The following is a 25807-nucleotide window of genomic DNA, read 5'->3' as shown; positions in this document are numbered from 1 at the left end:
CCAGGAGATGCTGTGACCGGCGCCGACTTTCTGACCCCCCTCCGCACCCGACTGCGCTCGATGCGCGCCGACGCGTTCGGGGCCGACCCCTCGGGGGCCCGGATGGATCGCATCCGCCGCTCGCCCCATTTCGCCGACGGAGCGTTCCAGAACCCGGTCGAAGCCCGCACCCTGCCTTCGGGCTCCTCGGTGGAGCTCGCGAAGATCTACTTCAACAAGGAGCAACGGGCACGCAGGGCGCCGCAGGGCAACATTCCGGTGTACGCCACGACCTACGCCGACCTGGCCCGGCCCCCGGCCTCGGGCCTCCGGGTGACCTGGATGGGCCACTCCAGCGTCCTCGCCGAGATCGACGGCAGCCGCGTGCTCTTCGACCCCGTATGGGGCGAGCGCTGCTCCCCGTTCCCCTTCGCGGGTCCCAAGCGGCTCCATCCCGTACCGCTCTCGCTCGAAGCGCTCGGGCCGGTGGACGTGGTCGTCATCTCCCACGACCACTACGACCATCTGGACCTGCCCACGATCCGCGCCCTCGCCCGGACGGACACCGTCTTCGCCGTGCCGCTCGGTGTCGGCGCCCATCTGGAGCACTGGGGCGTGTCGCCCTCGCGGCTGCGTGAGCTGGACTGGAACGAGAGCACCGAGGTGTCGGGCATCCGGCTCACGGCGACCCCGGCGCGCCACTTCTGCGGACGCGGCGTACGCAGCGGGCAGCACACCCTCTGGGCCTCCTGGGCCGTCGAGGGGCCCGAGCACCGGATCTACCACAGCGGCGACACCGGCTACTTCTCCGGGTTCCGCGAGATCGGCGCCGAGCACGGCCCCTTCGACGTCACGATGATCCAGATCGGTGCGTACGCGGAGTTCTGGCCCGACATTCACATGACGCCCGCCGAGGGGCTCCGTGCCCACCTGGATCTCCAGGGCGGACGCCCGCACGGTGTCCTGATGCCGATCCACTGGGGCACCTTCAACCTGGCCCCGCACGCGTGGGCCGAGCCGGGCGAGTGGACCAGGGAAGCGGCTGCGGCGGTCGGCCAGCCGGGCGCCTTCCCCATTCCGGGGCAGCCCTTCGAGCCGTCCGCGGAACTGCCGACCGAGCCGTGGTGGCGGGCCGTGGGCCACGTACCCGACCAGGAGTGGCCCGGGCCCGACATGCCGGAGGGCGAGGCCCGCGGCGCCCTCGAACTCGTCACGGAGGAGTGACCCGCGTGGCCCGGCGCCCCGGCCGTCGAGGACGGTCCGGGGCACCGGGCCCACCGGCGCGGCGGCCGGTTCAGCGGGTGAAGGTGAACCAGTTGAGGTTGACGAAGTCGGAGCTGCTGCCGGAGAAGACCAGGTAGACGTCGTGGACTCCGGTCGCGGAGGCGACGACGTTCGCGGGCACGGTCTGCCAGGCCTGCCAGCCACCGTTGTTGGAGAAGTCGATCTCGGCGATCTGCGTACCGGTGGTGCTGTCCAGCCGTACCTTGATCGCGCCGCTCACCCCCGCGGGGGCGCCGGAGGCGATCCGGGCCTTGAACTGGCTCGGCGAGGCCGAACCGAAGTCGACGGACGAGAACTTGAGCCAGTCCCCGTTGGCGATGTAGCCGACGTTCTGGCCACCGCCGGTGTCGGTGGTGGTCTCCGTACTGGTGCCGCTCTGGGCCGAGTAGGACTCCGCCTGGATGGTGTTGTAGGCGCTGCCACCCGTACCGGTGCCGGTGCCGCCGCCCGGCGTCGAGCCCGACCCCGATCCCGCGCCCAGCGAGATGGTCCAGGAGGTGGGGTTGCCGTCCTGGATGTGGCCGTCGACGGGCGCGGAGTTGGTGGGGCCGACGTCGTCGTACGGGAAGGCGTAGCCGATGGTGGCGTACTTGTGGACGAGCCTGGCGTAGTGGTTGGTGATGGGGTCCGTGTAGTACTGGGACGCGGACACGCCGTCGGGGTTGTTGTTGCCGCCGGAGACCAGCAGGCTGCTGCGGTTGAGCGCGGCGGAAAGCCGTGCCGCGATGGCGCCGCGCGCGTCGCCGCCGGAGTTGTAGAGCGGACCGGACGCGCAACCGAAGATGTCGACGGCGCTGGGCTTGGTGAACGGGACGCCGTTGGTGTTCAGGCCGGAGAAGACGATGGCGCCACCGGAGACGGTGCCGGTGTACGAACCGATGCTGCCTTGGCCGTTCACGGTCAGGGGAGTGGTGGCGTAGCGGCTCCACACCCGGTTCAGGTAGTCGTCCCAGTAGTTGCCGAAGTCCACCGGGGAGTGCGAGGGCGCCAGCACGCGCAGCACCCCGCCGGAGGAGTCGTTGATCACCAGCTTGTCCCAGGGCGCACCGTCGGCGGCGTGCTGGGACTGGAGGCCGGAGGCGATGGAGGCGAGAGCGCCGTTGGGCAGCGGACTGACCGTCTGGGTGCCGGAGCTGCCGGTGCTGGACATGGAGACCGGCAGACCGACCATGTCGACGTAGGAGATGTTGGCGTACAGGTTGGCGCTGTTGAAGGTGAACTCGCAGAACGTCCAGTTCGTCGACCAGTTGGGGTCGGAGCTGGTCAGGGCCGGCTGGACCACCCCCGGGACCGTGCCCGGGTTGACGAAGAACTTGAGCTTCTGGCCGACCGAGAACCAGACCCGGCCGCCGATGACGAAGCCTGCCAGGTTCACCCTGGTCGCCGCCGAGCCGGAGGCACCGAGGGGGATCGAGTAGTCGGCGATCGGGGTCACCGCGGCCGAGGGGTTAGGCAGCCGGTTCAGGGCACCGTTCGCGGAGACGAACACCGGCCAACCGCTGCTGTCCGTGCCGGAGATGTACGCGTACACGGTGTTGCTGCCGGAATTGTTCTGGAGCGAGATCGGGAGTGGGGCGCTCGCGGCGGAGGCCGTGGGAGTGAACGGCGACAGCGGGGAGAGGACGGTAGCGGCGGCGGTCGCGCCGGTCGCGGTGAGGAAGGAACGTCTGGAGACCACTGACCCTCCCAAAAGGGGGTGACGGACCGTCAGAACCAGGACGGGGTGGGGGCGTTGCCCTGAGGTGAACGTGACGCTATTGGGCTGGACCAATGGGGTCAAGGGATGTGCGGCGGGAAACGGGACGAGTTTGGGAGCGCTCTCAACCAGGGCTGCCCGCGACACCACCTCCGGGCCGACCCGGCGTTAGGGTGGGAGCGACCCGGTGGCCCGCCCACCGCGCCGCCGACCAGCGTTGAGGAGCGACCGCCTTGCCCGAGCAGTCCCCAGGTTCCCGGCCCACCCTGGAAGCCGTCGCGGCACGTGCGGGCGTCTCCCGGGCCACCGCGTCCCGGGTCGTCAACGGGGGCGACGGTGTGCGCCAACCTCTCGTGGACCGGGTGCGCCAGGCGGTCGAAGAGCTCCAGTACATCCCGAACCACGCGGCCCGTACCCTCGTCACCCGGCGCACCGGGGCGGTGGCCGTGGTGATCGCCGAGCCGGAGATACGCATCTTCTCCGACCCGTTCTTCTCCCGTCAGCTCCGGGGCATCAGCAAGGAGCTGGCCGAGAACGACGCCCAGCTGGTTCTGCTGATCGTGGAAGGACCGGGGGACTTCGGCCGGATCGAGCGGTACCTCTCCGGCGGCCATGTCGACGGAGCCCTGGCCTTCTCCCTGCACACCGACGACCCCCTGCCGGCGATCACGCGGCGTGCCGGGCTGCCGACCGTCTACGGCGGGCGGCCGAGCTGGACCACGCCTCCCGGCGAGCGCACCGCCAGTTACGTGGACGCGGACAACCGGGGCGGGGCGCGCGCCGCCGTACAGCACCTGCGGGACCTGGGGCGGCAGCGGATCGCGTACATCGGCGGCCCGCCCGACCAGACCTCGGCGCTGGACCGGTTCGACGGCTACCGGGACATCCAGCTCGACGTGGACCCGACACTCGTCGCGGAGGGAGGGTTCACCGTGGAGTCCGGAGCGCGGGCGATGGCGGAGCTGCTGGAGCGGCGGCCCGACCTGGACGCGGTGTTCGCCGCCAACGACCTGATGGCCTCCGGCGCCCTGCAGGTCCTGGGCGAGCGCGGCATACCGGTGCCCGGGCAGGTGGCCGTGGTCGGGTTCGACGACATGGAGTCGGTGGCCGAGGCGACCGTACCGCCGCTGACCACAGTCCGTCAGGACGTCGAGGGCCAGGGGCGTCTCATGGCCAGGCTGCTGCTGCGCGGCCTGGGCCGGGACCGCAAGGGAGCCGAGGCACCCGACTCGGTGATCACCCCGACCACGCTGGTGCGGCGGGCCTCGTCCTGACGGGGCCCGGCTGAGCCGCGGCCTGGCCCGCAACCGAACCCTGAACCCGGTCGAGCGGGAGCGCTCCGCCCGTGACAGCTTCGCTCCCTGCTACGGGTTGCGCCACCAGATGTCGATCACGGCTGCGCTGGACGTGTTCGAAGCCTCCGAGGAGGCTTTCCGCCGGTTGCGTGACGTGCGGGATCTCGCTGCGGCCGGTGCTCTCGCCGGAGGCGAGGCGTACTCGGGTGGCCGGACAGACTACGAGGCCGCGCTTGTTCGACTTCGTGATGCGATGCGCGTCGACATCGGGGCCGATCGAGTACCGGCCATGGCCGGGTGAGGCGCGAGACCGTCCGATGTGGACGGTCCGGTCAGCGCCCTTCCCTCCCGCAGGAGTCCCCGCAGGCGCGTGATGCGGCGCCTGCGGGGACTCCTGGTTCCGGGCGGGGCCCCTGGGACCAGTCGCACAGGATCGGATCGTGTGTACGGGATCAGACGTACGGGATCTTCAGGACCGCCGCGTCCGTGCCGGTCTGCACCTGGGAGGTGCTGCTCCCCAGTGCGTTCCAGATCTCCAGGCGGACGGTTCCGCCGGTGAGGTTGCCCAGCGTGCCGGTGGCCGCCTGGGCGCCCACGGCCTGGGTGTACCCCTCCCACCCGGCGACCGGGTCGGTGGCGAAGTAACGGTAGGTCTCCGTCCGGTCGAAGGTGCCGTCGCCGGTGAGGTCGTAGCTGACCCTGACCTGCGGGGCGAGCCCGACCGCCGTTCCCGCGTCGACCCGGAGACTGAACGAGGTGGAGGCGCCGGAGGAGAGGGTGCCGTCGACGTTCTTGATCTGGTAGGTCGTCGGCTTGTACGGAGTTCCGTCCCGGTTGACGCCGTCCGCCGAGGCGATGGTGTCGGTACCGGCGGCGCCGTCCGTGGCGGTGGTGAGCGTACCGCCGGACTTCAGCCGGAAGGTGTTCCCGGTGGAGGTGCCGGTACCCGGGTCCGGGTCGGTGGTGCCGCCGCCCGTGCCCGTGCCGGTGGCCGTGGAGCGGGCCGGGACGGAGAGGGTCGCGCCGTTGGTGAAGGTGACGGTGCGGGCGGTGGTGCCGTAGTTGCGGGCGACGTACGTGTTGACGCCGTTCTTGGCGAAGACGGCGGAGGTCGGGATGTCCCCGCTGATGCTCATGTCGGGGGCGCCGATGCTGTTGAGCGTGGTGATCCACTGGTAGGTGTGCGCCTTGGACTCACCCGCCTCCGGGGTGTAACCGGCTTTGCCCGCCTCCCACTTGGCCTTCGCGGATGCCGGGTCGGCCAGCGCCTCGAACTCCCAGAGCAGATCGCGCCATTCGACGGCCGGACCGCCGTTCTCCCGTTCCATCTCGGCGAGGTTCCGCTTGACGGTGGCCTTGTCACGGCCCAGGTAGAGCGAACCGCCCGTGATCGGCAGAGTGTTGATGCCGTGGATCTCCTCGGGGTTGGCCGTCCACCAGGTGGAGTACGCGGCGCCACTGCCCCAGACCATGCCGACCGTGTCGTGGCCGAAGGAGCCCGGGAAGACCTGCTGGTCGGTGTCGAACCAGTACTGCTCGATCGCTTCCGACTCGGTGGTCAGCAGGTAGCTGCCGAGGTCGCGCAGCGAGGTGTCACCGGTCGCCGATCCCCACAGGACGAGTGCGGCGCTCAGGTTGGTCGACTCGGAGGACGACTCCTGGTTGTTGCCCGCCGCGAATCCCTGGTGCCCGGAGGCCCAGCTGTGCCCCGCGTACACGTCGAATCCGCGCAGGAAGGGGAACGCGCTGTCCGTGCGGCTCGGGTTGGCGGCATCGCGGATCAGGTTCTTGACCATGGTGCCCCAGGCCGAGTCGGCGGCCCACGCCTGGTCGTACTGGGCGACGATCGCCGCCGCGTACACGTAGTAGCTGTAGTGGAAGTGATGGTCGTTCAGCTCGGTGTCGCTGCCGTAGGAGGCGGGGTAACCGATGAGGGTCTTCCAGACCGTGTCGTAGCTGAACTCGCCGGCGCCGCCGGCGGTGAACCACTCCTGGAGCCGGCTCTTGAGCAGCCCCAGCAGCTTGTCCCGGGTGGCGGTCTGGCCGATCTGATCGGCCACGGGCACCAGTTGGGCCAGGCGACCGAGCGCCTTGCCGGTCCAGTAGGTGTCGGAGGCCCCGGAGAACGGGTCGGAGGCGTTCGCCACCTCGTTCAGGTACGAGGTCAGTTGGGCCGTGTCGACGCCGCTGACCGCCGGAAGGGCCGGCACCACGCCGGAGCTCTTCTGGCTCGTGGAGAAGGAGGCGCCTTCCCGTACCTTCATGGTGCCGCGCGGCGAGACGTATGTGTAGCCCGTGAGCGTGTCGGTGGTGTGCAGCCACTGGTGGCGGTAGAGCGCCTGGAGCGTCCCGCGCTCGGTGCCCTCCTTCGCCTCCGTGGTGAGGCTGTACGTCGCCCGGACCGTACCTCCCGAGGAGGACCAGGACACCGTGGAGCCGGTGACGAAGCTGAACGCGTACTTCCGGAAGGTCGCGAGCGCGTCGGTGGACGGCAGCACGGCGAGCGAGAAGTAGTCCTTGCCGCCGAGGGGAGCGGTGATGCTGGACCCGGAGACCGTCCAGTCGGTGCCGGTCGGCGAGAACAGCGCGTAGTTGTGCCCGGCCACGGTGATGCCGAGGACGTTGCCGCTGTCCGCGAAGACGGTGGGGGTGCTCGCCGTGGTGATGCTGGCGCTGCCGCCGGAGCCCTTCGCGTACACGAACGGCAGGCCGTGCCCGATGGTCGTGCGCAGCGTACGGGTGCCGTCCGACCAGTAGGGGGTGACCGTCCAGTCGGACCAGTCGTCGGCCTTCGTGTCGGGCGAGTTGAGGCCGCTGAGGCCGAGGGTCAGGTCGGCCTTGTGCGCGTACTCGTACTGGCGGCCGTCCCCGACGATCGAGGGTGTGGTCGGGTAACCGACCTCCAGCCCGCCGGAGGTGGCCTGGTAGGTGAGCGGGTGGCCGTACATCGGCGTGGAGTACGGGTTGTCGCCGTAACGCTGGTAGGCGAGCGAGGTCCACCAGTCGTTGGTGGGGACCGGCTTGTTCTTGGCGGCCCCGGTCAGCTTGGGGGTGACCGGTGCACCGGTGTTGGTGGTCGGCCCGGAGGTGCCGGCCGGGCGGGTGTCGGTGTAACTGCCGGCGCCCGCGGTGATCGTGGCCGCCGCCGCGGGAGACGCGGCGGGGCCCAGGCCCACCGCGGCCAGGGCGACGGCCAGGGCCACCGCGGCAGCGGGTCTTACGAGGGAGGCTTGCATGGGAAGCACCTCGAAGTCAGGAGGGGGACGAAGCGCTTTCGAGAGCGCTCTCAGATGTCAAGGAAAGTAAAACTTCTGAAACCTTTGTGTCAATAGAAGTGACACGCACGGTAGTTGGGGGAGCGTGCGCGCATCTTTGCGTTCGACTTCTGATGGATGGAGAGGGTGTGGGGCAGCTTGAGGTGAAGTGGTGAAAGCGCTCTCAGGCTGCTGGTCGCCGCAGTCGCCGCAGTCGCTGCGGTCGCCACGGTCGGCGGGGGTGGTCGGGCCTCCTGTGTCCCGTGCCCGAGGGGCTCACGGGGTACAGGAGTGGAAGGAGTTCAGTAAGGCAGGTTGATAAAGTAGCCTTAGCTTATGAACGACGACCTGACTCCGGAAGGAGTCGCCGCAGCTCTTCTGGCGAGTATCGGCGTGCTGGTACGGCGGGTCCGCCACGTGCCCATCCAGGGCGGACTCGCGATGCCCGAACGGACCGCCCTGTCGCTCCTGGACCGATCGGGCCCCACCACCTCCTCCGCGCTGGCCCGGGAGGCGCAGATCACCGCACAGGCGATGGGGGCGACGCTCGCCGGGCTGCGCGCCCGCGGTCTGGTCGAACGCCGCTCCGATCCGGAGGACGGCAGGCGGGCGGTGCTGACGATGACCGACGCGGGACGGCAGGCGCTGAATGACAAGCGCAACGCCCGGACCGAGCTCATCGCCCAGGCCCTGACCGGCGGGGCGTTCACCCAGGACGAGCTTGACCAGCTCGCGGCGGCGGCGCCGCTGCTGGAGCGGCTGGCCCGGAACATCTGACGGCCCGGCCTCGGCCGAACGGCCCGGCACATACCGGTCGAACGGCCCCGGCACACGCCGGCTCCGCACGCCTGACCGGATCATGCGCGGGGCCCCCGAACCCACCCCGCGTACCCTCGCCGACACGCACAGGAGAGACGCCCCCTCGTGACACTGACAACCATCGACCCCACCCCCGCGCTCGTCGTGATCGACCTGCAGAAGGGCCTCCTCACCGGCGCGGAACCCGCGCTCACGGCCGTCGTCGAACCCGCTACCCGCCTGGTCGCAGCCTTCCGGCGGCACGGGCTGCCCGTGGTCCTGGTCAACGTCGCCGGGCGGGCCCCGGGGCGTACCGAGGGCGCACGGCCGGGCTCCGCCGTACCGTCGTCCCCCCGCTGGGCCGACCTGATCGACGAACTCGACGTCCGGCCGACCGACCACCTGATCACCAAGCGGCGGCGCAGCGCGTTCCACGACACCGGCCTCGACACCCTCCTGCGGGACCTGGGCGTCACCCAGATCGTCCTCACCGGGGTCTCGACGAGCGCGGGCGTCGAGTCGACCGCGCGCTCGGCCTCCGACCACGGCTACCACGTCGTCCTCGCCACCGACGCCATGGCCGACCGCGAGGAAGCCGACCACCGCCACAGCGTGGAGCGGGTGTTCCCCAAGCTCGGTGAGACCGCCACCACCTCCGAGGTCGTCGCCATGGTCGAGGCCACCCGATGACGCTGCTGGGCCGGCTCCTGCGCAACCGCCGAGCGGGCGAGACCCATCTGTCGTGGAACCAGCCGAACCTCCAGGGCCCCGGGCTGCTCACGCTCACCAGCGAGGAGTTCGGTCCCGGCGGCTCCCTCGCGCGGGCCCACTGCGCGAAGCACGTCGGCGGCCAGGACCTCTCCCCGCACCTGGCATGGACCGCGCTCCCGGCCGGTACCGCGCAGCTCCTCCTGGTCGTGGAGGACGTCGACGTGCCCATGGCCAAGCCGGCGGTGCACTGCGTCGCGCTGATCGACCCGGCGACCGGACACCTCCCGCCCGGCGCCCTGGCCGCGAAACGGCCCGGCTCCGGGGTGCGCCCGCTGCGGTCCACCGTCGGACGCGGCTATCACGGCCCCGGGCCCGTCAAGGGTCACGGGCCGCACCGCTACGTCTTCCAGCTGTACGCCCTCGCCGCGCCCGTCGGCGACGCCCCGGGTGCCACACCGGCCGACAGGGCACGGCCCCGCGCCCTGCTGGCCGGCGTCACCGCACCGGTCCTCGGCCGCGCCCGGCTGACCGGGGTCTACGAGCGCTGACCCCCGGGGCCCGCCGCGGGTTGCGCGGCCCGGCCGGTGCGGGTTGCATCGCCTCCGGGCCCGCGAGCCGAAGGGGGACACCGTACCGCCTCCGGCCGGACGAACAGCCCTCTTCCGGGACTTACCATCAGATCATCGATGGCGGCCCCTACGGTGGGGCAGTGGCTGGGGCGGCGGGTGAAGGGCGAGCGAGTGCGCAGGGTTCCACCGGAGATGTTCCGCTTCACCACGGGCGAGCGGGCCGGCCTCTACGGCGCGGTACTGGACGCCTTCGGTGCGGCCGGTGAACACCTGGAGACGGCGCTCGGTCTCGACGGCGTCCGCGAACGACTCCGCACGGCCGGCTGGCTGGGCGCGCTGGAGGACGAGGAGCTGCACGAGGCACTGAAAGGCCTCGTGCACTGGGAACTGCTGGACGTGGTCCACAACCACGCGGAGAACTACCGGACGGCAGAGGAGTACGAGCGGCGCAACCTGCAGTTCTCGCTGACCCGGCGTGGCGAGGCGGCCCTCGCCGGCGTCCGGCACGCGTTGGAGGTGCTCGCGTCGACGGGGGCTCTGCAGACGGCGGTGCTGGAGGCGATCTCCGACCGGCTCGACGAGCTGTGCCTCCTGTCCGGGGAGCCCGCCTCGGCCGACCGCCGGATCTTCACCACCCTGCGTGAGCTGGAGGGACACCTGGAAGCGCTGGTGGAGAACACCAAAGCGTTCAACGGCGAGTTGCAGCGCCTGCTGCGGGCCGACAGCGCCGACCCGGAGACCTTCCGCGAGGTCAAGGCCGCCACTGTCGCCTACCTCCAGGAATTCCTCGTCAACCTCGACCGGCGCGGCGGGGCGGTGGCCGAGGCGGTGGCCAGAGTGGAGGAACGGGGCGTCTTCGTGATGCGTGAACGCGCTCTGCGGGGAGCCGAACTGCCTCCCGCGGCAGGAGGAGACCCCGCCGCCGGGTGGCTGGAGAGCAGGCGCGCCCGCTGGGCCGGTCTGCGGGCCTGGTTCCTGCCGGACGACGGCTCCCGCCCTCGCATCGAGCAACTGCACGACATCGCCCGCCGCGCCATCGTCTCCCTCCTCCAAGTACTGGAGCGGATCAACGAATCGCGCCGTCGCTCCTCCAGTGCCGTGCAGGACTTCCGTGAGCTGGCGCGCTGGTTCGCCGCCGCCCCCGGAGAGGAGGACATGCACCGGCTGTGGTCGGTGGCCTTCGGCCTGGGGGCGGCGCGACACGCCCATCTCGCGCACCCCGATCCGGAGTTGATCTCCTCGACCGTGTCGTGGTCCCAGGCGCCGCCCGTCGAGGTTTCGGCGCTGCTGCGGAGCAGCGGAAGAACGGAGCGGTTCACCCGCACCGCCAGGGTCCGCGACGTCGCCGCGGTCAAGGCCGCCCGGTCTCGGCGGGCCCGCACCGAGCGGGAGGAACTCGCCCTCGCCCTGCGGGGTCTCGCGACGCACGGCCCTGTGCGCCTGTCCTCGTTCGGCACCCTCGACCCCCTGGTCTTCGAGCGGCTGCTGGACCTGCTGGGCCGTGCCCTGTCCGCCCGGCCGGACAGCACCGGGAAGCGGACCGCGATCACCGGCGACGGCCAGGTGGAGATCGCCCTCGTGCTCCCCGCCGACGGCCGCACGGCCGTACTGCGCACCCGTCAGGGCGCGTTGGCCGGCCCGGACTGCCTCGTCCACATCACGCTCCCGGGCGGGGCCCGGATGATTCCGGGCCCCGGGGAATCCGCTCGGCGAGAGGTCGCGGGATGAGCTCGTTCGCCAACCAACAGGCCGCCGCCGAACGGGAGGAGGTATCCCGGGGCATCCGTATCCTGCTGGCCAAACCGCTGTTGACCGAGGCCGCCGACCCGGCCGGCTTCGGCGTCGTACGCCGCCGCCGTGTGCCGCTGGCCAAATGGTTCGACTACACCTGCGGCTGGAATCTGGTGGTCGAGCCGAGGCGAGGGTATGCGCGCCTCGCGAAGGTCCGCGCGGATGCCGACGACTCGCGCCCCGCGCGCAGACCCCGTGCCGGGCGGGCGCCGTTCGACCGTCGGCGTTACGTCCTGCTGTGCGTAGCCGCCGCCGAACTGCTGACCATGCCGATGACGACCATCGGTCTGCTCGCCGACCGGGTGGTGCGCGCCACGGTGGCCGACCACGCCCTTCCCGCCTTCGACCCGGTGCGGCGCTCGGAGCGAATGGCCTTCGTGGACGTCCTCAGGCTGCTGGAGTCGTACGGGGCGCTCCGCGCGGTGGACGGTGCCACGGACACGTACGTCGAGTCGGCGGAGGCCAAGGTCCTCTACGGAGTCGACACCACGATGCTGCTGCGGCTCCCCGCCGCGCCCGTGGGGGCTTCCCGGCTGGCCGTGCCGCCGGACGAGGTGCCCGAGCGCTTCGAGGAGCTCCTCTCCGGGATCGTGCGCGAACGACGCTACGGCTCGGCCCCGGACCGGCATGGCCATGCCGGGGGCACCCCCGGTGAAGCCGTGGACGGCGGTGCCGCGGACCCGGATGCCACGGACGAGGAGGTACCGGGCGCCGCCACCGCGCCGCAGCGCAATCTGTGGCTGCGCCACTCGGTGCTGCGCCGCCTCTTCGACGATCCCGTCCTGCACCGGGCGGACCTCACCGACGAGGAACTGGCCTACGTCACCTCCCTCACCGGACGCCAGATCCTCCGCCGCTCGGTCGAGCAGGCCGGGTTCGTCCTGGAGGAGCGCGCCGAGGGTTTCCTGCTCGTCGACACGGACGCGACCGCCACGGACGCCCGTTTCCCGGACGACGCGTCCACCGCCCGGGTCGCCGCCCTCCTCCTGCTGGAGCCGCTCTGCGCCGAGCCCGTCGGCCTGCTGCCGGAACAGCTCGGCGAGGCCGGGGCGGACCTGCTGCGCCGCTTTCCCCGCTGGGCCAAGGCGTACCACTCCGACGACGGCGCGCTCCGGCTGGCCGCGGACGCCGTGCGCGTGCTGCAGGACAACGGACTGGTCCAGCGGTCCGGAGGCCGCGTCGTCGCCCGGCCGGCAGCCCACCGCTACCGCGTGAAGAGCGCGACGGCCGACGCACCCCCCGCAGCCCACGGTCCCCGGACCAGTGCCCCGCCGACCGCAGGACTGTACGAAGGAGACGAGCAGTGAGCGTGACGGAGCTTCCCCCGCCGCGACGCGGAGAGGCGCACGACGGGCCGGGAGCCCGGTCGGCCGACAGCCCGGTCCGTCACCGCTGGCAGCCGCATCGCGCCGGCATCCTCAACGTCTGGCGCTACTACGACGAGACCTTCACCTTCCACGAGGGACGTCTCCTGCTGCGGGGCCAGAACGGCTCGGGCAAGTCCAAGGCCCTGGAACTCCTGCTGCCCTTCCTCTTCGACGCCAGCCTGCGGCCCAGCCGGCTGTCGACGTTCGGCGGCTCCGAACGCACCATGCACTGGAACCTGCTCGGCGAGGGCGCCACCACCAAGACACGTGTCGGATACGTCTGGATGGAGTTCCGCCGCATCGGCGACGACGGCGAGGAACGCTGGTTCGGCTGCGGCGCGCGACTTCAGGCGAGCGTGCACACCAGCGGGGTGCACACCGACTACTTCACCACCGGCGCCCGGATCGCCCACCCCGGCGGCCTCACTCTCGTCAACGGGAGCGGACAGCCACTGACCAGGGCCGCCCTCGCGGAAGCCTTGCAGGGCCGGGGCGAACTGCACGCCTCGGCCGCCGACCACCGCACGGCGGTCCGGCGCGAACTCTTCGACGGAATGGGGGAGCAGCGGTACGAGTCGCTGCTGACCGCCCTCCTCCAGCTGCGCCAGCCGAAACTCTCCGAGCGGCTCGACCCCTCGCTGCTCTCGACCCTCCTCTCCCGCGCACTGCCCCCGCTCGGCGAGAACGAGATCGGCGAACTCGCCGAGGGATTCGAGCGGCTGGACCGCCAGCGCGAGCACCTCAAGCGGCTGGACGAGGAGGTGGCGGCCGCCGAGACCGTCGCCGCCGGGCAACGCGGCTACGCGCGAAGGGTGCTCCGCGCCGGTGCCGCCGCGCTGATCAGCGCTACCACGGAGATGGACGACCTGACCCGGGTCGCCCGTCTCAGCGCCGAGGCACTGGAACGGGCCGGCCAGGAGCGGGAGGCCGCCGAGACCCTGCGCGACGAGCAGGCCAGGCGCGCCCACACCTTGGAAGAAACGATCGAGGGTCTCCGCGAGAGCGAGGCGTACCAGCAGGGCGCCGAGCTGGGCCGGCTCCGGCGCCGTGCGGACGAGGCCGCCTCCGAGGCGCGCAGGCAGCGCGCCGCCGCCGCGGCCGGCCGGGCCCGCGCGGAGGAGGACCGGGAGCGTTCCGCCGAGGCGGCCGGCCACGCCCGTACGCTCGCCGACCACACCCGCCAAGCCGCTGAAGAGGCCCGGGGAGCGGCCCGGGCGGCAGGCCTGGAGTCGGTCCACCACGAGACGATCGCGTTCCTGGACGTGGCCCGCCCGAAAGTGGACGGAGGCCACGCCCGGCAGGCCCGCCGACTGGTGCGGGGCGCCGTCGACAGCCGGCGCCTGGCGGTCGAAAGGGTCCTGGAGGCGCTGGAGGTCCACGAGCGGGCGGTGCGCGACCGGGGCGCCGCCGAGGACACGCTCGAACAGACCCGCGGGCGGCTCGCGTCGGCCGTCGCAGCCCGGGACGAGGCGGCGGACGCCTGGCACGACGCGGTCTCCGTGCAGGCCGTACGGCTGCGGGTCTGGGCGGGGGGCTGCGCCGAACTCCGGGTCGCCGAACCCGAGGAGCTCGCCGCACGCGCGGCGTCCGCGACCGAGGTGGCCGACCTGGTGGACGCCGCCGCACGCCGGGCGGAGACCGCGGTCACGGAGGCGGAAGCCACCGTCCGGACCACGCGACGGAGCCTGCTGGAGGAGCGGGAAGCGCTGCTGCGCGAGGTGGAGGGGCTCCGCCGCGAGACCGGTCTGCCGCCCGCGCCGCCGTATACCCGCACCACGGTCCGTCCCTCGGTGACGGGCGGACCACTGTGGCGGCTGGTCGCCTTCCGCGAAGGCGTTCCGGTCACCGTCCAGGCGGGTGTGGAAGCGGCCCTTGAGGCGTCGGGTCTGCTGGACGCCTGGGTCGGACCGGACGGCCTCCCCGCCCTGCCCGGCCACGACACCCGCGCGGAAGCGGCGCTGGCCGTACCGGCGCCCGGCCCGAGCCTGCTCGACGTACTGAGGCCCGAGGCCGGCATCCCGCTGCCCGAGGAGACCGTCGCCCGCCTGCTCGCCGGCATCGCCTACGGTCCGTGGCTCCCCGCCGGCCACCCGGCCGCGGTCTCCGCGGACGGCGCATGGCGCCTCGCGCCCGCCACCGGCACCTGGAGCAAGCCGGAGCCCGCGCACATCGGCGCCCCGGCCCGGCAGCGCTCGCGGCAGCGTCGGATCACCGAACTGTCCGACCGGATCAGCGGTTCGAACGCCTCCCTCGCCCTCCTCGACGACGACCTGCGCACCCTGGCCACCCGCCGCGACCGGCTGAACGGCGAGCGGGCGGCGTGCCCCGGCCACCAGGAACTCGACCGGCTGCGGCGCGCCTGGGACCGGGCCGAGGACCAGGTGGGCGTCCGCGACGACGCCGTCCGCGACGCCGCCCAGCACCTGGACCGCACCGAGCAGAAGGTGGCGGCCGCCCTGCGCGCGCTCAGCGGCCTGGCTTCCGAGCTCCGCCTGCCCACCGACAGCGACCGACTCCGCGCGCTCTCCCGCGCCGTCGACACGTTCCGGGACATGGCCGACCTCTGGGTCGACTCCCGGCTCGACGCGGCGGCGGCAACGGACCGGGCCCGCACGTTCGCGGGCCGGGCGGAGCGCTCCCACCAGGACGCCGTGCACGGGGAGGAAGACGCGACAACCGCCGAGAGCGAGGCCGAAGGTCTGCGCGCACGCCTGCAGGCGGTGGAGTCCACCGTCGGCGAGGACTACCGGCAGGTCGTGGAGCGCGTCACGCAGGCACGGGACGAACTGGTCCGCTGCCGGGAGGGCGGGGAGCGGGCGGCGAAACTCCTGCTCGGTCTCGTGGGGCGGCTCGGAGAGCTGCGAGCCGTCAGCGAGCAGGACGCGGTGGAGCGCGAGAAGGCGGCAGCCGCACGCGACGCGGCGGCTGTCCGGCTCCGGCACCTCTGGGCGACCGGGCTCGCCGAGGACGCGGGCAGTGCCTTCGAACTCGGCGCGGAGGACGGGGCAAAGGCCACGCTGGAGGCCGCCCGCGCGGTGGCGTCCCAGTGGTCGGGGGTGCCGTACGCCCCACGGAACCTCGCCGACGCCGCCACCCGCCTCCTGGAAGCGGTCCACGAAGCCCGCCGGTATCTCGGCGCCCGGGCCGACCTCGACCTGGAGCCCGACGAGGACATCCATCTCTTCTCCGCAACCCTGGACGGGGTACGCGTCGGGGCGACCGGGCTGCTCGCCGCGCTCACCGGGGAACGCGAGCGGGGCCGGGACGACATCACCGGCGCCGAACACCGCCTCTTCGACCAGATCCTCACCGGCGACATCCGACGGCATCTCGCCACTCGCATCCGTGAGGCGGGCGAACTCGTCGGCAGGATGAACGGCCACCTCGAACGCGTCCGCACCGCGTCGAAGGTCGCCGTCCAGCTGGTGTGGCAGATCCGCCCGGACCTCCCCGAAGGCACCCGTACCGCCCGCGAACTGCTCCTCAAGGACCCAGGCCGGGTCACCGACACGGACCGCGAAGCCCTGCACGCCTTCTTCCGGTCCAGGATCGACGAGGCCAAGTCCAGTGACACCTCATCGAGTTGGCAGGAGCAGCTGGGAGAGGTGCTCGACTACACGGCCTGGCACCAGTTCACCGTCCGCCTGGACCGCGCGAACGGGGCCGGCTGGCAGCCGCTGACCAAGAAGCTGCACGGCGCGCTGTCCGGCGGAGAGAAGGCCATCGCCCTGCACCTTCCGCTCTTCGTCGCCGTCTCTGCGCACTACGAAGCGGTTCCCGGCGCCCCCCGGCCGATTCTGCTCGACGAGGTGTTCGTCGGGGTCGACACCACCAACCGAGGACAGATCTTCGCGCTGCTCACCGCTCTCGACCTGGACCTCCTGCTCACCTCCGACCACGAATGGTGCACCTACGCGGAGCTGCCCGGCATCGCCGTCCACCAGCTCCTCACCGGGGCGGACGACGACGCCGTCACCAGCGCCCGCTTCGTGTGGAACGGCTCCGGCCTGGAGGCGGAATGAGCAACCCGCCGCACAGCGGAGGTCAACCTGCGATCCACAGAACGGAGTTGCTCCCTCTGTGGCAGGCGGTGCACGACCGCCTCAGCACCGGGAGGCCCGTCGCACGGGTGCGGGTCGGACCGCTCGACGGAGCCCAGCGCGAAGCTCTCGCCGACCTCCTCGGGCTGGACCGGCTGCCGGAGGAGCGGCCCCTCGTCGCGCTGGCCCGGCTGGAGGAGGCGGTCGGCGAACTCTGCGGACGTACGGTGAGGGAAGCCGTCACCGAGGTGGTGGGCCCGCTCGCGGACCGGGCGGGCGAGCGCCGCCGTCTGGAGGACGAGCGCGACGGACTGTGGAACTGGCTGGACACCCACGCCACGGTGCGGGCGCAGCCGGCGCTCGCCGACTGGGCCGCCGCCTGCCGTTCCACCGGGCTCACCGGCGGCTCGGTGGAACGCACGCGGTCCCTGCTCACCGACGCGCTGACGGCCCTCGCGGCGCTGCCCGCGCACGCGGAGCCGCTGCCGGTCTTCGCCGCCCGGGTGGTCCGGGGCGACTCCCACGCCCTGGACGACGGGACCCGGCTCTCTTCGCTGGTCCTGCGGGCTCTGGCCGCCCTCCACGACACCGGGCCGCCGGAGTCCTCGGCCGACCGGCGCGCCCTGTGGGGCAGGGCGGGCGTCGCGGACGACGAACTCTCCGCCACCGTGCTCACGGCCGGACTGCGCCCGGGCGGCGAGGGGCCTCTCGCCGGTACGGCACGGGTGTGCGCCGAGGCCGGGCAGGCCGCCGCCCTGACCCTGGCGCTCGTACGAGCCCCCGGGGCGTTCGCGCTGCCTGCCCCGGCGCCCCTCGTCCATGTGGTGGAGAATCCCAGTGTGATGGCCCTCGCCCTGCGGCGGTTCGGGCTCTCCTGCCCGCCGCTCGTCTGCACGTCCGGCTGGCCCAACAGCGCCGCCGTCCACTTCCTGCGCCTGCTCGCGGAGCACGGCGCGGCCCTCCGCTACCACGGCGACTTCGACGGGGAGGGCATCCGCATCGCGGCTCACGTGTTCGCCAAGACCTCCGCCCGTCCGTGGCGCATGTCGTCGGCGGACTACCGCGACGCCGTCGCACGTTCGGGCGGCGGCCCCGCGCCGGGGCGTCTCACCGAGGCTCCCTGGGACCCCGGACTGACCGCGAGCATGGCCGATCTGGGCGTCGCGGTCGTCGAGGAGCTCGTCGCGGAGACGCTGCTGGCGGACCTGGCCGGCAGCCAGGGCGTGAGAGACGTACGAGGCGCGAGGGGCGTGCGTCAGTCGGCGGAACCGGTCTGACCCGCCTCCGCCACAGCCCGCCGCCCGCCCGCGGTCCACGACCGCGGGCGGGCGGCGGCGCGTGTGCGTCAGGAGCGGTAAGCCTCCACTTCGGAAGCCTGAACGGCGGGCCAGGCCGTGTTCGCGGTCCCGGTGACCCGCAGGTACCGGGGTGCGGAGCCGGTCGGCAGGGTCACGGTCGCCGTGTTGCCTGAGGCCGGGTCGAAGCGGTAGTCCTTCGACGCGGTCAGCGTGGTGAAGGCGGAGCCGTCGGCGCTGCCGAGGACCGTCAGGGTCTGGGTACGTGTCTCCCAGGACGACGGCAGCTTGAGGACGACCCGGCCCACCGTGGTGGCCGTTCCCAGGTCCACGGTCAGTGACTGCGGGAAGGACCGGTTGACGCTCTCCCAGTACGAGTTGGCGTCACCGTCGACGGCCTTCGCCGGGGTGTAGACGTCCGCGTACCCGGTCGCGGTGACGGGCCTGCCCTGCGCGAGATTCCGGCCGGGGTCCGGAGTCGGGCCGGTGGGCGTGGGGGTCGGTGTCGGGGTGGGGGTCGGGGTGGGCGTGGGCGTGGGCGTCGGTGAGGTGCCGGTGCCGTGGTCGTAGTTCGCGGTGGGCCACGGGCCGCAGTACGTCGCCGGAAGCTTGGTGTTCCAGCCGGAGTTGCCGGTGCCCTGGGTCAGTGCCAGCGAGGAGCCGAGGCAGCTGTAGACGGCGTCGGTGAAACCGATGTTCGTGGCGCGCACACCGGTCAGCGACAGTTGCGCCGGATCGTTGAACTGGAGGGCGAAGGTCCCCGTGCCGTCGATGTTCACGTTGGTGAAGTTGACGTTCTTCGTCGTCCCGGAGACGAAGTGGATGGCGGCGTAGGAGCTGTCCAGGATGTCGGTGTCGGTGACGTTGATCGTCGCCTTGTCGATCGGGCTGTTGCGGGCGTCGAACCAGACCGCGCCGATCGGGAAGGGCCAGCCGTAGTCCGTGTTCCCCGCCCGGATGGTGGTGTTGCGGGCGAGGGTGAAGGTGCCCTGGACGTCGGTGCCCTGACCGGGGGAGACGCCGGGGAAGCGGTTGCCCACGTGCAGGGCGCCGCCGTTGGTGAGGCTCTCGGCGAGGACGTTGTCGGTGACGGAGATGTTCTTGCCGCCGTAGATCGCGACGTGGTTGGCGAGGATCGGCGCCACCACGGTGTTCCCGGTGAAGGCGTTGTCGGTGTCGGCCTTGGTGTCGGACCACATCGCGAGGCCGTCGTCGCCGAGATTGCGCAGGAAGGTGTTCTCCACGGACGAGTGGGTGACGCCCCAGTGGAAGTTCACCCCGTCCGCGGTCTGGTCCAGAATGCGGCTGTTGCGGATGTGGAAGTTGTCCATCGGCCCGTCCATCCACGCGCCGACCTTGGTGTGCTGCAACCACACGTCGTCCACGACGGAATCGCTCATCGCGCCGCCGATCGCGTTGACCTGGTCCTCGTCCACCCGCTCGGTGATGTCGCCGATGATCGCGAAGTCCTTGAGCGTGACGTTGCGGCTCGGGCCGCCGGCCTCGTACGGGCGGACCCCGCCGCCGTACCCGCCGCCGGAGACGTACTTGCCGTAGATCCCCGCCGCGCGGCTCCGGTCGGTGGGGTGACGGCCGCCCAGCACGCTGTACCAGGGCCCGGCGCCGCGGAGCGTGACCTGGTCGACCACCACGTGGTCGGTCAGCTTGAAGGTGCCCTGCGGGATCCACACCTCCTTCGCCTGTGCCTTCCCGGCGTCGACCGCCTGCTGGAAGGCGGAGGTGGAGTCCGCCGCGCCGCTCGCGTCGGCACCGTAGTCGGTGACCGAGAGCGAGCCGGCCGGACGGGACACCGGGGCCGCGACCTGCTCGAAGTCGGCCAGGTCCACCACCGCCCACGGGGTGACGGAGGTGGACGGAAGGGTGATGCGGACCTTCGAGCCGGCGGCCAGGGTCTTCCCGAAGAGGGCCCGGGTCTCGTCGTAGAAGTGGTGCGGCTGACTGCCGGGGGTGTTGGTGAACGGGTACGACCCGTAGAACCAGCCGTACCTGGACGTGAAGTCGAGGTCCTTCAGCCTGGTCCCGTCCAGACTCAGCACGACCGGCGCGGTGATGCCCGTACCCGCCGCGTTGTCCGGCACGGAGTAGCGCACGGTCATGGCGTTGGCCGGCTTGGTGAGGGTGAACTCGACGTACTCGCCCGGTGCGTCGAGCCGCACGGCGCGCCGCCCGGAAGCCTCGGAGGGGAGGGTGGTGTACGTACGGTCGGGGCCGACCGGTGAACCGGTGGTCGCGGCGTTCTCCGCTTCCAGCTCGGTGAACGGGACCTGGGCACCGCGCCCCGCCACCGCGAACGGGGAGAGTACGGGCGCCTCGGCCGCCGCCGCGGAGCCGGCGCCGCCCCCGGTGAGGGTGGCCACCGTCCCGAGGGCCACGGTGCAGGCGAGTGAGGCCAGCAGAGCGGTCACGGACCGTCCACCGGGTGCGGCTCTTGTCACGCTCATGGTGCACAACCTCCTGTGGGGGGGATCTGGACGGCGGTGCGGCGGCTGGATCAGGCCAGCAGCCACACCGCCGTGTCCTTGGGAAGACGGCCCCGGTCGTCCAGGGGGCCGCCGGCGAGCAGGACATCCGTGTGGGCGGGGAGCTCCGCCGGTTCCGTCGCCAGGTTGACGACGCAGATCAGGCTCGGGCCGCGCCGGAAGGCGAGGACGCCCTCGCCGGAGGGGAGCCAGGTCAGCGGCTCGCTCCGGAAGGCCTCGGTGGTGCGCCGCAGCCGCAGCGCCTCCCGGTAGAGCGACAGCATCGAGCCGGGGTCGCCGCTCTGACGGTCCACGGCGTACGCCTCCCATCCCTCCGGCTGCGGCAGCCACGGCTCCGTGCGCGAGCCGAAGCCGCTGTACGGGGCGTCGGCGCTCCAGGGAAGAGGCACCCGGCAGCCGTCCCGCCCCGGATCGCTCCCGCCGGAACGGAAGTGCATCGGGTCCTGGATGCGGTCGAGCGGGATGTCCGCCTCCGGCAGTCCCAACTCCTCGCCCTGATACAGATAGAGGGATCCGGGCAGTGCGAGCGTCAGCAGAGCGGCGGCCCGCGCCCGGCGCTCGCCGAGCACCAGATCCGTGGGCGTACCGAACGCCTTCGTGGCGAAGTCGAACCCGGTGTCCTCCCGGCCGTACCGCGTCACCGTCCGGGTCACGTCGTGGTTGCACAGCACCCAGGTGGCCGGAGCGCCGACGGGCGCGTGCTCGGCCAGGGTGTCGTCGATGGTCCGCCGCAGCCGGTCCGCCCGCCACGGGCACGAGAGGAAGTTGAAGTTGAAGGCGGTGTGCAGCTCGTCCGGGCGTAGATACCGGGCGAAGCGCTCGGAGTCCGGCAGCCAGACCTCACCCACGAAGACGCCCTGGTACTCGTCGGCGATGGCCCGCCAGGAGCGGTAGATGTCGTGCAACTCGTCCTGGTCGATGTACGGATGGGGGTCCACGCCCTCCACGAAGTCGGCGAGCGCCGGGTCCTTGGCGAGGAGGGCGGCCGAGTCGATCCGTACGCCCGCCACCCCGCGCTCGAACCAGAAGCGCAGGATCTCCTCGTGCTCCCGACGGACCGCCGGATGGGCCCAGTTGAGGTCGGGCTGCTCGGGCGTGAACAGGTGGAGGTACCACTCCCCGTCCGGCACCCGGGTCCAGGTGCGCCCGGAGAACTGCGAGGGCCAGTCGTTGGGCGGCAGTTCGCCGTCCTCGCCCCTGCCCGGGCGGAAGTGGAACAGTTCGCGCTCGGGACTGCCCGGACCGGCCTCCAACGCCGCCCGGAACCAGGCGTGCTGGTCCGACACGTGGTTCGGCACGATGTCCACGATCACCCGGATGCCGGACTCGCGGGCTTCATCGATGAGCTTCTCCGCCTCGGCGAGCGTCCCGAACGCCGGGTCGATGGTGCGGTAGTCCGCGACGTCGTATCCGCCGTCGACCAGCGGAGACACGTACCACGGCGTGAACCAGAGCGCCTCGACGCCCAGCTCGGCGAGGTACGGCAGCTTCGAACGGACGCCCGCGAGGTCCCCGGTACCGTCCCCGTCACCGTCGGCGAAGCTGCGTGGGTACACCTGGTAGATGGCGGCGCTGCGCCACCAGTCGTCGGCGGGTACCGGAAGAGGGGCTGCCACGTGAGGGTCCTTTCGGGCAGGGTCCGCCGCCGGCCGGACAGCGGGGCGTGCGGTCACGGCCGGCGGCGGAGGTTTCATGGAGTGGCTTCGGGAGATGCATGTGCGGTGGGTACGTGCCGTACGGGTGTGCGGGTCCGCGCACGCGGGCGGGACGTCGTGCGGGCAGGCGGCACCGGCCACCCCGGACCGGGCGGGGCGGCCGGACCGGGTCAGCCTTTGAGGCCGCCGGCGGTGAGGCCGCTCATGATGTTCCGCTGGAAGAGCAGGAAGATGAGCAGCGTCGGCAGGGACGCGATGGTGAGGGCGGCGATCAGTACGTTCTCCGGTACGCCGTTGGAGAGCGAGTAGATGCCGACGTTCAGGGTCTGCATGGCCGGATCGGGCAGGGTGAGCATCGGCCAGAGGAAGTCCTTCCACACCCCGACCACCGCGAAGATGGAGACCACCCCGAGGATCGGCCGGGAGATGGGGAGGACGATCGAGCGCAGGGTGCGCAGCGGGGAGGCCCCGTCCATCGATGCGGCGTCCAGCAGCTCCTTGGGTATGGAGTCGAAGAACCTCTTCAGCAGGAAGATGTTGAAGGCATTGGTCACCGACGGGAGCCAGATCGCCCACGGCGAGTTCAGCAGGTTGCGCTGCACGAGGGGGACGTCCAGCACCGTGAGGTACTGCGGGACGACCAGCACCGTCGCCGGGATCATGAGGGTGGCGAGCATCATGCCGAGGATCGCCTTGCCGAAGACGGGCCGCAGCCGGGAGAGCGAGTAGGCCGCCGCGACGTCCAGCACGAGCTGGAAGGCCAGCGCCCCGAACGCGTAGTACAGGGTGTTGAAGAGGAGGCGGGAGAGGTCCATCACCTCCCAGGCACGGGAGTAGTTGGAGGGAGTCAGCGTCGACGGGAAGAACGTCGGCGGCGACTGCACCGCCTCCTGCGTGGACTTGAGCCCCCCGGACACCATCCAGTACAGCGGTCCGAGGAAGACCAGCGTGAACAGGACCATGACGAGGGCGAATACCACCCAGTAGACGGCTTTGCCACGGGGCCGCGCCAGTTGGGCCGGCGAGATGAGTGTGCGTGTGGACATCTGTCGTTTCCCCCGGGTCCTACTCGTCCTCGGCGCGGCTGAGCCTCACGTACACGGCCGACACTCCGGCGAGCAGTACGAGGAGGACCAGGCCGAGCGCCGCCGCGGCGCCGTAGTTGTTGAAGTTGAAGGCGTATTGGTAGATCAGGTACACGACGGTGGTGGTCGATCCCTCGGGGCCCGCGCCGCCGGTGAGCAGGAAGGGCTCGACGAACACCTGCATGGTCGCGATGACCTGCATGAGCAGCAGCAGCGACAGGATGAGCCGGGTCTGCGGGATGGTGACGTGCCAGATCTTGCGCAGCAGACCGGCCCCGTCCAGCTCGGCGGCCTCGTAGAGCTCGCCGGGGATGCCCTGGAGCGCGGCGAGGTAGATGAGCGTCGCGCCGCCCATGTTCATCCAGGTCGCCGCCACCACGACCGAGAGCATCGAGGTGCTCGGGTCCTGGAGCCATTGCTGGGCGGGTATCCCGAAGAAGTCGAGGAGCTGGTTGAGCAGGCCGTACCCGGGGTCGTAGAGGTACTTGAAGAGCAGCACCGAGGCGACCGGCGGGAGCATGACGGGGAGGTACACGAGGAGCCGCAGATAACCCTGCGCGTGCCGGAACTCGTTGAGCACCACCGCGACCACGAACGGGACGGCGAAGCCCAGGACCAGTGCGAGCACGGTGAAGAGCAGGGTGTTGCGCCAGGCCTGCCAGAACGCCGGGTCGTTGAAGACGGTGTTCAGATTGTCCAGGCCCGCCCAGGTGGTCTGGCCGTCCTCGGTCTTCTGGAACGCGAGCAGGAACTCCCGCACCATGGGGTACCAGGAGAAGAGACCGAAACAGATCACGGCGCCGATCAGGAAGCCGTGGGCGGTGAGGTTGCGGCGCAGGGCCCGGGCGAAGGCGCCGGCGGGCTTCGGGCCGTCGCCGTGGTGCCGGGACGGGCGGGGCGTCTTCGCCGCCGTCTTGGGGATGGTGGGGGCCGACATCGTCGCCGCCTCCTCGGTGCAGTGGTGCCGGAACACGGTCCGGGCGCGGACGGTGCGCGGACGGGTGGGGGCCGGTGCGCCCGGCCCCCACCGCGGCGGCTACTGGGTGGCCAGGACCTGGTTGACCTGCTTCTCCGCGTCGGAGAGCAGCTTGTCGACGTTCGCGTTCTTGTTGGTCAGGAGGCCGGACATCACGTTGTCCAGGACCTTGTAGACCTCCTGGGCCTTCGGCGGCTCGGCCTTGCCCGCCACCGGGTTGTCCACGAAGGTCTTGAAGTTGGCGACCGGCATGGTGGCGAACTGGGTGCGCGCGGCGTCGTCCTCGGTCTTGGACCCGTTCAGCCAGAAGTTGGGCTGCGGAACGCCGACGGGCAGCTGGTCGGCCTTGGTGCGCTCCCAGTTGAACTGGCCCTTGCCGACACTCAGGTTCTTGAAGTTCAGCCAGGCGATCGCGGCCTTGATCTTGTCGGCCGAAATCCCCTTCTTGATCATGTAGTTGTTTCCGCCGGCCAGGGTGTTCTTCTCGCCGGGGATCGGCCCCATACCGAAGTTCTCGTACGAGGCGCCGAGTTGCTGCACCATGTACGCGATGTCGTCGGGCGCGGCGAGGAACATGCCCAGCTTGTCGGTGGCGATCTGCTTCTGCAGGTCGCCCCACTTCAGCAGCTGCGTCTTGCCCATGCTGTCGTCCTGCCACCGCATGGCCTTGATGTTCTCGGCGACCTGCTTGCCCAGGTCGTTGTTGAACGCGGCCTTGGTGCCGCTCGCGTCGACGACCTCGCCACCGACGCTGTACATCTGCGCGGTGAAGTGCCAGCCGCCCGTGTTGCCCGCGCTGTACTCGCCGAAGCCGGAGATGCCCTTGCCCAGGCCCGCGATCTTCTTCGCGGCGGTACGGACCTCGGCCCAGGTGCGCGGCGGGGCGTCGGGATCCAGGCCGGCCTGCTGGAAGAGCTTGCGGTTGACGAGCAGGCCCATGGTGTAGTTACTGGTGGGCAGCCCGTACAACTTGCCGTCCTGCTTCAGCGAGTCGAGGACGTTCGGGTCGATGTCCGCCAGCCGGGGCACGCTCTTGTCGGTGACGTACGCGGTGATGTCCTCGGCGCCGTCGTTGTCGAGCACCTGCGGCAGGTCGGTGAAGTACGTGTAGAACACGTCCGGTTGCGACTTCGCCTTCAGCATGGCGGTGAAGCGCGGCGGCTCCAGACACTGGCCGGCGGTGGACCGCCCCTCGATGGTGACGTTCGGGTACGTCTTGTTGAACTCGGCGACGTCCTCCTTCCACTCCTTGAGTTCGGCCGCCTTCGCCGTGGGCGGCATGCAGTCGATGGTGATCGTCACCTTGGTCTTCGGGTCCAGCGGGGCGGCGGGGTCGGCCGACGCGCTGCCGCCGTCCTTCTCACCGCTGTCGTTGTCGCTGCTGCTGCTCGTACCGCAGGCCGCGAGCGCGGTGAGTGCCAGCGTGGAGACAAGGGCGACCGCGCCTGCGCGGCTTCGACGGCGGAACGCGGCTCTACTCATGGGTGGTCCCCCTCGGGCATGTACGTGGA

The 25807-nt window shown here is 71.5% G+C and carries 17 protein-coding genes; 10 read left to right on the top strand and 7 right to left on the bottom strand.

Translation table 11 applies throughout. The features are described from left to right. Positions 1-12 precede the first annotated feature (12 nt). Complete coding sequence (locus ACFZAX_RS14115) at positions 13-1203, top strand: MBL fold metallo-hydrolase (protein WP_390961627.1); 1191 nt, start codon at positions 13-15, stop codon at positions 1201-1203. Between the two features lie 70 nt (positions 1204-1273). Here the strand turns inward: ACFZAX_RS14115 and ACFZAX_RS14110 are convergent, their stop codons facing one another. Continuing rightward, positions 1274-2941, bottom strand: a complete 1668-nt coding sequence (locus ACFZAX_RS14110; protein WP_390961626.1) for a beta-1,3-glucanase family protein — start codon at positions 2939-2941, stop codon at positions 1274-1276. A 251-nt stretch (positions 2942-3192) separates the two neighbouring features. On the opposite strand from ACFZAX_RS14110, the gene ACFZAX_RS14105 reads away from it, so the two are divergent. Then, positions 3193-4233, top strand: a complete 1041-nt coding sequence (locus ACFZAX_RS14105; protein WP_390961624.1) for a substrate-binding domain-containing protein — start codon at positions 3193-3195, stop codon at positions 4231-4233. Positions 4234-4342: 109 nt separating this feature from the next. Then, complete coding sequence (locus tag ACFZAX_RS14100) at positions 4343-4555, top strand: hypothetical protein (RefSeq protein ID WP_390961622.1); 213 nt, start codon at positions 4343-4345, stop codon at positions 4553-4555. A 151-nt stretch (positions 4556-4706) separates the two neighbouring features. Here the strand turns inward: ACFZAX_RS14100 and ACFZAX_RS14095 are convergent, their stop codons facing one another. Continuing rightward, complete coding sequence (locus ACFZAX_RS14095; RefSeq protein WP_390961620.1) at positions 4707-7490, bottom strand: glycosyl hydrolase; 2784 nt, start codon at positions 7488-7490, stop codon at positions 4707-4709. Between the two features lie 354 nt (positions 7491-7844). Between ACFZAX_RS14095 and ACFZAX_RS14090 the strand changes: the two genes are divergently transcribed. The 7 genes from ACFZAX_RS14090 (at position 7845) to ACFZAX_RS14060 (ending at position 18061) form a co-directional block, all read left to right on the top strand. After that, on the top strand, positions 7845-8285 hold the full coding sequence (locus ACFZAX_RS14090; RefSeq protein ID WP_390961619.1) for a MarR family transcriptional regulator: 441 nt from the start codon (positions 7845-7847) through the stop codon (positions 8283-8285). A 147-nt stretch (positions 8286-8432) separates the two neighbouring features. After that, positions 8433-8996, top strand: a complete 564-nt coding sequence (locus tag ACFZAX_RS14085) for an isochorismatase family protein (protein WP_390961618.1) — start codon at positions 8433-8435, stop codon at positions 8994-8996. Further along, positions 8993-9565, top strand: coding sequence for a YbhB/YbcL family Raf kinase inhibitor-like protein (locus ACFZAX_RS14080; protein ID WP_390961617.1), 573 nt, complete (start codon positions 8993-8995; stop codon positions 9563-9565). The genes ACFZAX_RS14085 and ACFZAX_RS14080 overlap by 4 nt, the downstream gene beginning before the upstream one ends. A 213-nt stretch (positions 9566-9778) precedes the next feature. Next, positions 9779-11314: a TIGR02677 family protein gene (locus tag ACFZAX_RS14075; RefSeq protein ID WP_390961916.1), complete on the top strand. Its 1536-nt coding sequence runs from the start codon at positions 9779-9781 to the stop codon at positions 11312-11314. Then, the gene (locus tag ACFZAX_RS14070) at positions 11311-12684 is read left to right on the top strand and encodes a TIGR02678 family protein (RefSeq protein ID WP_390961616.1); all 1374 of its coding nucleotides are present in this window, start codon (positions 11311-11313) and stop codon (positions 12682-12684) included. The genes ACFZAX_RS14075 and ACFZAX_RS14070 overlap by 4 nt, the downstream gene beginning before the upstream one ends. After that, positions 12681-16766 carry a TIGR02680 family protein gene (locus ACFZAX_RS14065; protein WP_390961615.1) on the top strand — a complete coding sequence of 1362 codons (4086 nt, stop codon included), beginning with the start codon at positions 12681-12683 and terminating at the stop codon, positions 16764-16766. The genes ACFZAX_RS14070 and ACFZAX_RS14065 overlap by 4 nt, the downstream gene beginning before the upstream one ends. 47 nt (positions 16767-16813) lie before the next feature. Next, positions 16814-18061, top strand: coding sequence for a TIGR02679 family protein (locus tag ACFZAX_RS14060; protein WP_390961614.1), 1248 nt, complete (start codon positions 16814-16816; stop codon positions 18059-18061). Between the two features lie 68 nt (positions 18062-18129). On the opposite strand, the gene ACFZAX_RS14055 is transcribed toward ACFZAX_RS14060, so the two are convergent. From ACFZAX_RS14055 to ACFZAX_RS14035, 5 genes are all read right to left on the bottom strand, one after another. Then, positions 18130-20541: a discoidin domain-containing protein gene (locus ACFZAX_RS14055; protein WP_390961613.1), complete on the bottom strand. Its 2412-nt coding sequence runs from the start codon at positions 20539-20541 to the stop codon at positions 18130-18132. A gap of 50 nt (positions 20542-20591) precedes the next feature. Then, positions 20592-22196, bottom strand: a complete 1605-nt coding sequence (locus ACFZAX_RS14050) for an alpha-amylase family glycosyl hydrolase (protein ID WP_390961612.1) — start codon at positions 22194-22196, stop codon at positions 20592-20594. A gap of 209 nt (positions 22197-22405) precedes the next feature. Beyond that, positions 22406-23281: an ABC transporter permease subunit gene (locus tag ACFZAX_RS14045; RefSeq protein ID WP_390961611.1), complete on the bottom strand. Its 876-nt coding sequence runs from the start codon at positions 23279-23281 to the stop codon at positions 22406-22408. Positions 23282-23300: 19 nt separating this feature from the next. Further along, positions 23301-24257 (bottom strand): ABC transporter permease subunit, encoded by a 957-nt coding sequence (locus tag ACFZAX_RS14040; protein ID WP_390961610.1) that lies wholly within the window; start codon positions 24255-24257, stop codon positions 23301-23303. A gap of 99 nt (positions 24258-24356) precedes the next feature. Beyond that, on the bottom strand, positions 24357-25778 hold the full coding sequence (locus tag ACFZAX_RS14035) for an extracellular solute-binding protein (protein WP_390961608.1): 1422 nt from the start codon (positions 25776-25778) through the stop codon (positions 24357-24359). Positions 25779-25807 lie beyond the last annotated feature (29 nt).

The sequence above is a fragment of the Streptomyces sp. NPDC008125 genome (assembly GCF_042957125.1).
In the GTDB taxonomy this organism is placed as follows: Bacteria; Actinomycetota; Actinomycetes; order Streptomycetales; family Streptomycetaceae; genus Streptomyces.
This window is presented reverse-complemented; position numbering and strand designations above follow the sequence as displayed.